Source organism: Sorangium sp. KYC3313 (assembly GCF_052075895.1).
Taxonomy (GTDB): Bacteria; Myxococcota_A; Polyangia; order Polyangiales; family Polyangiaceae; genus Sorangium; species Sorangium cellulosum_B.
The window spans coordinates 8,100,125-8,111,723 of the sequence record NZ_CP197255.1; the positions used below are offsets into that span (position 1 = coordinate 8,100,125).

Here is an 11,599-nt window from a genome sequence, read left to right on the forward strand (position 1 = left end):
CCTCCGGGACGGAGAAGCGTCGCGATCCGGTAGATTGTGATTGACAGTCACATTGTGAACGTTCACATTGAACGCGGGGCACATCCTTAACTGGCTTAGCCCGGCCAACGGGTCGTCATGCGCAAGGGAACATTCGTCATAGGGATCGATTTCGGCACCGACTCCGTTCGGGCGGTCGTCGCGGACGCGCGGAACGGCGAGCTCGCGGGGGCCTCGGTCGCGTCCTACCAGCGCTGGGCGCAGGGCCTCTATTGCGACCCGCGCGCGCACCGGTTCCGGCAGCATCCGCTCGACTACCTGCATGCCATGGAGGCGTCCATCCGCGCGGCGCTGGACCAGGCGGGCAGCGACGTCGCCGCGCACGTGCGCGGGATCGCGGTCGATACGACCGGATCCACGCCGGTCCTGGCCGACGCGAAGGGCAGGCCTCTCTCGCTCAGCCCACGCTTCGAGGAGGACCCGGACGCGATGTTCATCCTCTGGAAGGACCACACCGCGGTGGCCGAGGCGGCGCGGATCAACAGCGTCGCCCGGACCTGGGGCGGCGTGGACTACACGAAGTACGAGGGCGGGGTGTACTCGTCCGAGTGGTTCTGGGCCAAGGTGCTCCACGTCCTCGAGACCAATCCGGCGGTCGCGCGCGCGGCGGTCACCGTCCTGGAGCACTGCGACTGGATCCCCGCCGTCCTGACCGGCACCGACGACCTCCGGCAGATCAAGCGGAGCCGCTGCGCCGCCGGGCACAAGGCGATGTGGCACCCGGAGTTCGACGGTTATCCCTCGAACGATTTCCTGGCGAGGCTCCATCCGCGCCTGCCCGCGCTCAAGGCCACCCTCGGCTCGCAGACCTGGACCGCCGACGTGCCCTTCGGGACGATCTCGCCCGGGTGGGCCGCGACGCTCGGCGTCCCGGACGACGCCGTCGTCGCCGTCGGCGCCTTCGACGCGCACATGGGCGCGGTCGGCGGCAACATCCAGCCGAACCGCCTGCTCAAGGTCATGGGCACGAGCACGTGCGATATGCTCGTCGTCCCGAAGAGCGGCGCGCCGGAGGTCCTCGTCGCCGGGATCTGCGGCCAGGTCGACGGCTCGATCCTCCCGGGCGCGATCGGCTACGAAGCGGGGCAGTCCGCCTTCGGTGACGTCTTTGCCTGGTTCAAGCAGCTCCTCAGCTGGCCGCTCCTCGCCATCCTCCCTGCCCTGCCCGGCGACGGCAACTCGCTCCGGACGACGGTCGCCGACGTGACGCTCGCCGAAGCGGCGATCGAGCGGATCATCCCCGAGCTGGAGCGGGCAGCCGCGGAGATCCCGCCGGCGCGGAGCTCCGTGCTGGCGCTCGACTGGCTGAATGGGCGCAGGACCCCGGACGCGGACCAGCGGCTCAGGGGCGCCATCGTCGGCCTCGATCTGGGAACGGACGCGCCGCGGATCTACCGCGCGCTCGTGGAGGGGATCGCCTTCGGATCGCGCGCCATCGTCGAGCGCTTCCGCTCCGAGGGGCTCCGCATCGACGGCATCATCGGTGTCGGCGGCGTCGCGCGCAAGAGCCCCCTCACCATGCAGGTCCTCTCGGACGTGCTCGACATGACGGTCGAGGTCCGCGCCGGCGAGCAGCCGGTCGCGCTGGGCGCGGCGATGTTCGCCGCGACCGCCGCCGGCCTTCACGCCACCGTCGAGGACGCGCAGCGCGCGATGTCGCCTGGGACCGAGGCCCGGTATCTGCCGGATCCCACGCGCGCCAGGCTCTATGACGCGCTGTATCGGGATTACGTCGCGCTGGGATCGTTTGTGGAGAGGGAGTTGACGCAATGAGCGGGATCGCCATGCAGGATCTTCGAGAAGGCTTCGAGGTGTGGTTCTTGACCGGCAGTCAGGACCTCTACGGTGAGGAGGCGCTGAAGCAGGTCGCCGAACACGCGCGGGAGATCGCCGCGTACCTCGACGCATCGGGCAAGCTCCCCGTCAGGGTCGTCTGGAAGCCGACGCTCAAGAGCTCCGAGGCGATCCTCGCCGTCTGTCGCGAGGCCAACGCGTCGCCGCGGTGCGCCGGCGTGATCACGTGGATGCACACGTTCTCGCCCGCGAAGATGTGGATCGCGGGGCTCAAGCGCCTGGAGAAGCCGATCGCGCACCTGCACACGCAGTACGGCCGCGAGCTGCCCTGGGACAGCATCGACATGGACTTCATGAACCTGAACCAGTCGGCCCATGGGGACCGCGAGTTCGGGTACATCGGCGCTCGCCTGCGCATCGACCGGAGGGTCGTCGTCGGCCACTGGACGGACAGCGACGTCCTCGCCAAGCTCGACGTCTGGGCGCGCGCCGCCTGCGCCATCCTCGACGGGCGGCGGCTCAAGATCGCGCGCTTCGGCGGCATGAACATGCGAGAGGTGGCGGTCACCGGCGGCGACCGCGTCGAGGCGCAGGTCAAGTTCGGCTGGTCGGTGAACGGCTATGGCGTGGGCGATCTCGTGGGCCGCATCGCCGACGTCGACGAGCGCGAGGTCGATCGCCTGGTGGCGGAGTACGACGAGGCGTACACCATCGCTCCCGCCCTGAGGAGGGGCGGAGATCGACACGGCGATCTGCGGTACGCGGCGAGGCAGGAGGCGGCGATGCGCTCCTTCCTGAAGGAGGGCGGCTTCGGCGGCTTCACCACGACCTTCGAGGATCTGCACGGGCTCAAGCAGCTCCCCGGCCTCGCGGTGCAGCGGCTCATGGACGACGGCTACGGCTTCGGGGCGGAGGGCGACTGGAAGTCCTGCGGCCTCGTCCGCGCCCTGAAGGTCATGGCGACGGGCCTGCGCGGGGGCGTCTCCTTCATGGAGGACTACACGTATCACCTGGTCCCGGGGCGAGAGCGCGTCCTCGGCGCCCACATGCTGGAGATCTGTCCCTCGATCGCCGCCGGGAGGCCGTCGCTGGAGATCCACCCGCTCTCGATCGGCGGCAAGGGGGACCCGTGCCGGCTCGTCTTCGACGCCGGGGTCGGGCCCGCTGTGAACGTTGCCATGATCGACATGGGCGGCCGTATGCGGATCGTCGCCAACGAGCTCGAGTCGGTGGCGCCCGACAAGGCGATGCCGAAGCTGCCTGTGGCGCGCGCGGTGTGGATCCCGAAGCCCGATTTCAGGCTCGCCTGCGAGGCGTGGATCCTGGCTGGAGGCGCCCATCACTGTGCCCACAGCCGCGCCGTGACCATGGCGCACGTGGAGGACTTCGCCTCCATCGCCGGCGTCGAGCTGGTCCGCATCGGCGAAGGGACCGACATCCGCTCGCTCAAGAACGAGCTCCGCTGGAACGATCTCGCCTACCGGCTGGCGCACTGAGGGCCATGACGTGAGCGCGACCTATCGAGAGCTGCGCGAGCGCGCCTTCACGGCGAACATGGAGATCCCGCGCCGGGGGCTCGCGATCTACACGTTCGGCAACGTCTCGGCGTTCGATCGCGACAGGGGCGTCCTGGCGATCAAGCCGAGCGGCGTCCCTTACGAGCGGCTGTCGGCCGACGACATGGTCGTGGTCGATCTGGAGGGGAAGGTGGTGGAGGGACACCTCCGCCCCTCCTCGGACACCAGGACGCATATCGTTCTCTACTCGAGCTTCCGCGGGTTGGGCGGCGTGGTGCACACGCACTCGACCTACGCGACCGGCTGGGCGCAGACAGGGACCCCGATCCCGATCTACGGTACGACGCACGCGGATCACCTGGCCGAGGACGTACCCTGCACCGAGGTGATGCGGCCGGACGCCGTGGAGGGCGATTACGAGACGGAGACGGGCAAGCAGATCATCGAGTGCTTCAAGGATCGTAACCCGCTTCACACACCCATGGTGCTGGTGGCGGGACACGGCCCGTTCGCGTGGGGAGAGGACGCCGAGAAAGCGGTGTACAATGCGGCCGTGCTTGAGGAGATCGCGAGGATGGCCTTCATCACCCGCACGATCCACCCGGGCGCCGCGCGCCTGCCCGACGCGCTCGTGCGCAAGCACTTCGACCGGAAGCACGGGAAGCGGGCGTATTACGGGCAGAAGTGACGCCGGACGTCGGAGGACGACGGCGAGGATGAGCGAGGTGCCTCATGGAACGAGGCGATGGACGACGAGAGGAGAGGAGCTGCGCCATGAAGAGGAGAAACTTTGTCACCACGGGGATGGTGGCGCTGGCCGGGCTGGCGCTGATCCTGGTCGGGCCGGGCTGTCAAAAGGAAAATAAGCAGATCACGCTCGGGTTCTCCCAGATCGGCGCGGAGAGCGAGTGGCGGACCGCGAACACGAAGTCGATCGAGGAGTCCGCCAAGGCGGCCGGGATCGATCTCAAGCTCTCCGACGCGCAGCAGAAGCAGGAGAACCAGATCAAGGCCATCCGGTCGTTCATCGCCCAGAAGGTCGACGTCATCGCCTTCTCGCCCGTGGTCGAGACCGGCTGGGAGCCCGTCCTGCGCGAGGCCAAGGAGGCCAAGATCCCCGTCATCCTGACCGATCGCGCGGTGGACACGAAGGACGACAGCCTCTGGGTCAGCTTCATGGGGTCGGACTTCGTCGAGGAGGGCCGCCGCGCCGCGAAGTGGCTGGTCGAGAAGACGAAGGACCAGAAGGACCCGATCAACATCGTCGAGCTGCAGGGCACCGTCGGCTCGGCCCCCGCGATCGATCGCAAGAAGGGGTTCGAGGAGGTCATCAAGGACAAGCCCCAGTTCAAGATCATCCGATCCCAGACGGGCGACTTCACGCGCGCCAAGGGCAAGGAGGTCATGGAGGCCTTCCTCAAGGCGGAGGGCAAGAACATCAACGTCCTCTACGCCCACAACGACGACATGGCGATCGGCGCGATCCAGGCCATCGAGGAGGCGGGGCTCAAACCCGGCAAGGACATCCTCATCATCTCGATCGACGCGGTGAAGGGCGCGTTCGAGGCGATGATGGCCGGCAAGCTCAACGTGACGGTCGAGTGCAGCCCCCTCCTCGGGCCGCAGCTGATGAGCGCTGTGAAGGACCTGAAGGAGGGCAAGCAGCTGCCGAAGCGCATCGTCACCGAGGAGGGCGTCTTCCCGATGGAGACCGCCGCTCAGGAGTTCCCGAAGCGCAAGTACTGAGCGCGCGTAACGGTGGCGCCGGGGAGGACGTGAGCGATGCAGAGCGGAGCCGTGCCCGTGCTCGAGATGAAGCGGATCTCCAAGGGATTTCCTGGTGTGCAGGCGCTCTCGTCCGTCGATTTTCGCCTGCTGCCCGGGGAGGTGCACACGCTCATGGGGCAGAACGGCGCGGGCAAATCGACGCTGGTCAAGGTCCTGACCGGCGTCCACCCCCCGGATGACGGTCAGATCCTGCTCGAGGGCCGGGAGATCAGGCCCTCGAGCCCGCAGGACGCGCAGGCGCTCGGCATCAGCGCCGTGTTCCAGGAGGTGAACCTCTGCCCCAACCTCTCCGTGGCCGAGAACATCTTCCTCGGGCGCGAGGACGCCGGCGTCTTCGCGATCCGGTGGGGGGAGATGCGCCGGAAGGCGAGCGCCCTGCTCTCGGACCTCAACATCCACGTCGACGTCACCGCGCCGCTCTCGACCTTCTCGATCGCCGTGCAGCAGCTCGTCGCGATCGCCCGCGCGCTCTGCGCCAAGGCGAAGATCCTCGTCCTCGACGAGCCGACCTCGAGCCTGGCCGAGGACGAGGTGAAGACGCTCTTCGCGGTCATCCAGCGGCTCAAGGCGCAGGGGATGGCGATCCTGTTCATCTCGCACTTCCTCGACCAGGTGTTCGAGATCTCCGACCGGATCACGGTGCTGAGGAACGGTCAGCTGGTCAGCGAGACGCCGGCCGCCGAGCTGTCGCGCATGGAGCTCGTCACGCGGATGGTCGGGCGCGAGGTCGCGGAGGACGGCCCGGCCCGGGCCGAGCGCGCGCGGGCGACGATGCCGGCGGGCGGGCAGGCGCCCCTGTTGCGGGCGCGAGGGCTCGGCAAGAAGGGCTCGGTCAGCGATGTCGATCTCGATGTGCAGCGCGGCGAAGCGCTCGGCCTCGCCGGCCTCCTGGGCGCCGGAAAGACGGAGACGGTGCGGCTCTTGTTCGGGCTCGACGGGGCGGACCAGGGATCCATCGAGATCGACGGGGAGCCGGCGCGCATCGGCTCGCCGCTCGACGCGATCGCGCGCGGCCTCGGCTTCTGCCCCGAGGACCGGAAGGTCGAGGGGATCCTCGGCGACCTCTCGCTGCGCGAGAACATCGTCGTCGCCCTCCAGGCCAAGCGCGGCATCTTCCGCAACCTGTCCCGGGACGAGCAGGACGACATCGCCCGCCGCTACATCCAACGGCTCGGCATCGTGGCGGCCGACGCGGAGGTGCCCATCTCCAAGCTGAGCGGCGGCAACCAGCAGAAGGCGCTCCTGGCTCGCTGGCTGGCGACCGATCCGCGCATGCTCATCCTCGACGAGCCGACCCGCGGCATCGACGTGGCGGCCAAGGGCGAGATCATGGGCAAGGTCATGGAGCTCTGCGATCGGGGCATGGCGGTGGTGCTCGTCTCCTCGGAGATGGCCGAGGCGCTGCGCTACTCGGACCAGGTCGTCGTCCTGCGCGACCGGCGCAAGGTGGCGGAGCTCGCCACGGACAAGACCGACGAGCAGGCGGTCTACCAGATCATCGCGGGAGGTCAGCCGTGAGCGCGCCCGCCGCCTCCCTGCGCCGGCTCGCCAGCGGGAGCACGTTCTGGCCGCTGGCGATGCTCGGCTCCCTCCTGCTGTTCAACCTCCTCAGCAATCCGCAATTCTTCGCGATCACGGTCAAGGACGGCCACCTCTACGGCAGCGTCATCGACATCCTGAACCGCGCATCGCCGCTCATGATCATCGCCATGGGGCTCACCCTGGTGATCGCCACCCGCGGCATCGACATCTCCGTCGGCGCGGTCGTGGCCATCTCCGGCGCGGTCGCGGCGGTGCTGATCGGCGGCGAGCTCTCGCCGAGCGGCGGGACCGGCATGGCGGACGCGACGCGTGTCCCGCTGCCGATCGTCGTCTGGAGCGCGCTGGGCGTGGCGCTGGCGCTCGGCATGTGGAACGGCACGCTGGTGTCGATCTTCGGCATGCAGCCGATCATCGCGACCCTGATCCTGCTCGTCACGGGGCGAGGCATCGCCCAGCTCATCACGGGCGGCCAGATCATCACCATCTACTACAGCCCGTATCACGTCATCGGGAACGGCTTCCTCCTGGGGATCCCGGTCTCGCTGTTCATCGTGGCGGGCGTGAGCGCCGTCGTCTGGCTCTTGACCCGCAAGACCGCGCTCGGCATGTTCATCGAGGCGATCGGCGTGAACCCGGTCGCCTCGCGGCTGGCCGGGATCCGCGCGCGCACGATCACCTTCGCCTGTTACGCCGTGTGCGGCCTGTGCGCCGGCATCGCCGGGCTCATCGTGAGCTCGAACGTCAAGAGCGCCGACGGGAACAACGCGGGCCTCCTCTTCGAGCTCGACGCCATCCTGGCCGTGGTCCTGGGCGGAACATCGCTCTCCGGGGGCAAATTCACGCTGGCGGGGAGCGTCATCGGCGCCCTGATCATCCAGACGCTCACCACCACCATCTACTCAGCCGGCGTGCCCCCGGAGGTCAACCTGGTGGTGAAGGCGCTCGTCGTCTTCCTGATCACCATCCTGCAATCGCAGAAGGTCAGGGATCTCATCGCAAAGCAACGGACGAGGAGAGTGGTCACACCATGATCGACACCGCCGCCGTGACCGGACGGAGCGGCACCATCGCCGCGACCGGACGGAGCGGCACCACCGCCGCGACCGGGCGCTCCGTCCGGATCGACCCGAGGCACCTGCCGCTCGCGGTCACCAGCAGCCTGTTCGTGCTCATGTTCGCGGCCGGGTCGTACCTGTTCAACGGGTTCTTCTCGCTGCAGGTGTTCCTCAACTTCTTCATCGACAATGCGTTCCTCTTGATCACCGCCATCGGGATGACCTTCGTCATCCTCTCCGGCGGGATCGACCTCTCGGTCGGCTCGGTCATCGCGCTGACCACGATGGTCTCGGCGTCGCTCGTCGAGAAGCACGGCGTGAGCCCTGCCGTGGTCATCCCGCTCGTGCTGGCCATGGGGTCGGGCATCGGCCTCGTGATGGGGGTCGTCATCCAGTACTTCAAGGTGCAGCCCTTCATCGTCACGCTGGCGGGCATGTTCCTGGCGCGCGGGCTCTGTTACCTCATCAGCATCGACTCCATCACGATCCGCAACGGTTTCTACGTCGACGTCTCGTCGCACCGCATCCCGTTCCTGTTCGACACCTCGATCACCTGGAACGTGGTCATCGCGCTCGCGCTGTTCGCCGCGGCCATCTACGTCGCCCACTACACGAGCTTCGGCCGCACGGTCTATGCGATCGGCGGCAGCGAACAATCCGCCCTGCTCATGGGCCTGCCGGTGCCGCGGACCAAGGTGCTCATCTATACCTTGAGCGGGTTCTGCTCGGCGCTGGCGGGCATCGCCTTCACGTTCTACATGGTGTCCGGCTACGCGTTGCACGCCGGCGGAATGGAGATGGACGCCATCGCCGCCGTCGTCATCGGTGGGACCCTGCTGACCGGCGGCCATGGTACGGTCGTCGGCACCCTCTTCGGTGTGCTCATCTACGGCACAATCCAGACCCTCATCATGTTCGAGGGCACGCTCAGCTCCTGGTGGACCAAGATCGTCATCGGCCTGCTTCTCCTGGTCGCCTGCCTGCTCCAGCGGCTCTTCGAGCGGCGCGCCCGTACGGCCTGACAGGACGGGGATGAAGTGCGTTCCGCCAAGGTCCGTGTGGCTCCGATAGGCACTTTTGTGCCCGTTCATTGATCAATTCGGAAGCCCTCGGGAATTCAAGGATCCACAACAAGGAACTGAGAGGTCATCGTGCGCTCTTATGCAGCAGGGATTGTCACTTTCATTGGATTGATCGCGATGGGGTGCGGCTCGGACGAGCCCAATCCCAGCCAGGCGGGATCTAGCACCTCGTCCGGGCCAACCTCGACAAGCTCCGCGGGGCAGGGCGGATCCGGAGGTGGAACCGGCGGCGACGGCGGCGGCGGCGGCGACGGCGGCTCCGGGGGCACGGGTGGCTCTCCGAACGCCGGCGGCGGTGGGGCGGGCGGCGACGGCGACGCGGCCTTCGAGGTGACGACCTACCAGAACCCCGTTCTGCCCGGTGATCACCCGGACATGAACATCTACCGGGAAGGCGACGCCTTCTACCTGGTCGGGTCGAACTTCCACATGATGCCCGCCTTCGAGATCCTGCGCTCGACGGATCTCCTCCACTGGGAGCGCATGAACCGGGTGGTCCACTCCACCGCTCCCGCGCTGGAGGCGCAGCTCGGCCCGGGCCAGGGCACCTGGGGCGGCTTCATCGTCAAGGCCGGCGATGTGTACCGGGTCTATTACTCCATCGGGGCCACCCAGCATTTCTCCTCGGCGCCGAGCCTCGAGGGCCCGTGGTCAGAGCCCACCAAGGTCGACATCTTCCCCTACACGCCGCCCGGCAGCGAGACCTCGTACGAACGAGGGACCGGCTCCGACAATTCGGTGTTCGTCGATCCCGACAGCGGCAAGACGTACATGATCATCAAGAACGGCCTGTGCAAATGGGACGCGGATCACCCCAACGACTTCGGCATCAACCTGGTCACGGAGATCGATCCCGACACCGGGATGCTGCTGCCCGAGTCGAGCATCGACATGAGCTTCATCAACTGGGACCAGGAGACCGGCGGCTGCGGCGATTTCACGAATCCTGACTGGAGCAAGTGGGCCGAGGGGCCGACGATGGCCAAGCGCGGCGAATGGTACTACTACTTCGTCTCGACGCACACGGCCTGCGGCGGCCAGCTGCACGCCTGGGCTTCGAAGAAGCTGGTCGGCAGCACCGCCGAGGACTGGACGTGGCTCGGCTATGTCCTTACCGGCGAGGAGCCGTACGCCGGCGTCCAGCACACCACGTCGCCGATCGCGCTGGAGGACGGCTCGTGGTGGGCCTTTGCCCACTCGTACGACTGCAGCAACGTGGGCACCGACGACACCAAGACCTCGAAGAACGGCGACTGGCAGGGGCTTGGCCGCGAGGGGCTGCTGCTGGAGGTGACCTGGGTCGACCAAGAGGTGAACGGGAAGACGATCCCGGTCCCGCGATTCCCGACCAAGAAGGGCAATCTGTCCGCGCCCAAGCTGCCGCAGAGCGGCGTGCCCTTCCTGCTGCCCGTGAACGACGATTTCTCGTCGGCCACGATCAACTCCGCGTGGACCACCTACGGCGCGTCGGAGGAAAAGTACTCGGTGGCGGATCGTCCGGGGTGGCTGCGGATCACGCCGGGTACCGGAGAGACCGCGTGGGTCGTTCAAAAGGACGCGCTGCACTCGAGCAGCATGGTCGCGAGGGTCGAGTTCACGCCCGCGACCGACGGGGACGCGGCCGGCATCCGCGTGGGCAACGGCTACTGGCAGGACGAGCAGGTGCTTTCCTGCCCGACGTGGATGAACGACGGCGAGCAGTTCAGGCTCCCCGCCATCATGGACGTCTCGGTGGCGCGGGTCATGGAGGGCGAGGAAGACATGATTCGCTTCTCCTTCCGGTCGCGCTCGGTGCAGGCCCCGGCCGAGGCGGGGGCTGCGTACAGCGAGCTTGCCGAGCCGGTCGTCGTGGGCGCGTCGGTCCCCGCACCCTCCGGGAAAGCGGTCTGGCTGAAGCTGGTCCGCTCCGAGCACAAGGCTACGGGCTGGTTCAGCACGGATGGCGTCGAATGGACCCAGGTAGGCACCGAGGTCGACATCTCCACGCTCGACGGGTTCTATGCCATGGCTCACACCTGGATTGGCAACCAGGCCGGCATGTTCGCGACCAATAGCCGTGCCTACTTCGACCTGTTCACCTATCGTGACGGATTCACCCCGATCCCGGCCGCGGAGGCGGACCAGCAGTCCGGTGCCCAGGTCGTGTCGAGCACGTCGGCGGGGCCGGTGCTCGGTGATCTGGAGAACGGCGATTGGGCCATGTTCGGGAGCGTCGACCTCGGCAGCGGGGGTGTACAGTCGAAGGCGATCGCGCTGGAGGCCTCGAGCGCCGGGGACGGCGGCACCGTGGAGGTCTGGATCGATCCGCTGGCAGGCGGCTCGATGATCGGCACCTGCGCCCTCCCCGGTACCGACGGCTGGGAGAAGTGGACGACGACGACGTGCAACGTGGCGCCCACGTCGGGCACGCACGAGGTCTACTTGAAGGTGAAGGGCGGCCAGGGCGAGCTCGTGCGCCTCGCATCGCTGCGTTTCGTGCCCACCAACTGACCTGCCCGCCATGGGTGGCAAAGCCGCCGGCGGAGTCGCCGGCGGACCCTCCCTTCCCGGCCGGCCTGACGGCCGCGAGCAGCGAGGAAGCTGCGGCTGGACCTGAACCTCCAAGAAGTGTGGCGCGGCCCCGTACGCCCGCCGGAGCCGGCGCGCTCGGGGCCGACGGGCCTGCCGCTCTCGCCGTGGCAGGCGTGATCAGATCGGCGCGCTCGGGGAATCTCTGAGGCCGATCAGCGAGCCATTCCTCGTTGCAGCGAGGGGCTGTGCGGTCGTGTCCACGCCTGCTCAC

At 67.9% G+C, this 11,599-nt stretch carries 8 protein-coding genes; all 8 read left to right on the plus strand.

The features are described from left to right. The first annotated feature begins 117 nt into the window (after nucleotides 1-117). The 8 genes from ACSRUE_RS31230 to ACSRUE_RS31265 all read left to right on the plus strand — a co-directional run bounded on the left by ACSRUE_RS31230 (nucleotide 118) and on the right by ACSRUE_RS31265 (nucleotide 11,307). Complete coding sequence (locus ACSRUE_RS31230) at nucleotides 118-1,812, plus strand: ribulokinase (RefSeq protein WP_441286776.1); 1,695 nt, start codon at nucleotides 118-120, stop codon at nucleotides 1,810-1,812. 11 nt (nucleotides 1,813-1,823) lie between these two features. After that, nucleotides 1,824-3,329, plus strand: coding sequence for an L-arabinose isomerase (gene araA, locus ACSRUE_RS31235; protein WP_441286777.1), 1,506 nt, complete (start codon nucleotides 1,824-1,826; stop codon nucleotides 3,327-3,329). A gap of 58 nt (nucleotides 3,330-3,387) precedes the next feature. Further along, on the plus strand, nucleotides 3,388-4,038 hold the full coding sequence (araD, locus tag ACSRUE_RS31240) for an L-ribulose-5-phosphate 4-epimerase AraD (protein ID WP_441293149.1): 651 nt from the start codon (nucleotides 3,388-3,390) through the stop codon (nucleotides 4,036-4,038). A gap of 86 nt (nucleotides 4,039-4,124) precedes the next feature. Then, the gene (locus ACSRUE_RS31245) at nucleotides 4,125-5,096 is read left to right on the plus strand and encodes an ABC transporter substrate-binding protein (RefSeq protein WP_441286778.1); all 972 of its coding nucleotides are present in this window, start codon (nucleotides 4,125-4,127) and stop codon (nucleotides 5,094-5,096) included. Nucleotides 5,097-5,132: 36 nt separating this feature from the next. Beyond that, entirely contained in the window at nucleotides 5,133-6,656 is a 1,524-nt protein-coding gene (locus ACSRUE_RS31250; protein ID WP_441286779.1) for a sugar ABC transporter ATP-binding protein, read from the plus strand. Then, on the plus strand, nucleotides 6,653-7,711 hold the full coding sequence (locus ACSRUE_RS31255) for an ABC transporter permease (RefSeq protein ID WP_441286780.1): 1,059 nt from the start codon (nucleotides 6,653-6,655) through the stop codon (nucleotides 7,709-7,711). Before ACSRUE_RS31250 ends, ACSRUE_RS31255 begins: the two co-directional genes overlap by 4 nt. After that, nucleotides 7,708-8,757 (plus strand): galactofuranose ABC transporter, permease protein YjfF, encoded by a 1,050-nt coding sequence (gene yjfF / locus ACSRUE_RS31260; protein ID WP_437767894.1) that lies wholly within the window; start codon nucleotides 7,708-7,710, stop codon nucleotides 8,755-8,757. Before ACSRUE_RS31255 ends, yjfF begins: the two co-directional genes overlap by 4 nt. 390 nt (nucleotides 8,758-9,147) lie before the next feature. Next, nucleotides 9,148-11,307 carry a family 43 glycosylhydrolase gene (locus ACSRUE_RS31265; protein ID WP_441286781.1) on the plus strand — a complete coding sequence of 720 codons (2,160 nt, stop codon included), beginning with the start codon at nucleotides 9,148-9,150 and terminating at the stop codon, nucleotides 11,305-11,307. The last annotated feature ends 292 nt before the right edge of the window (nucleotides 11,308-11,599 follow it).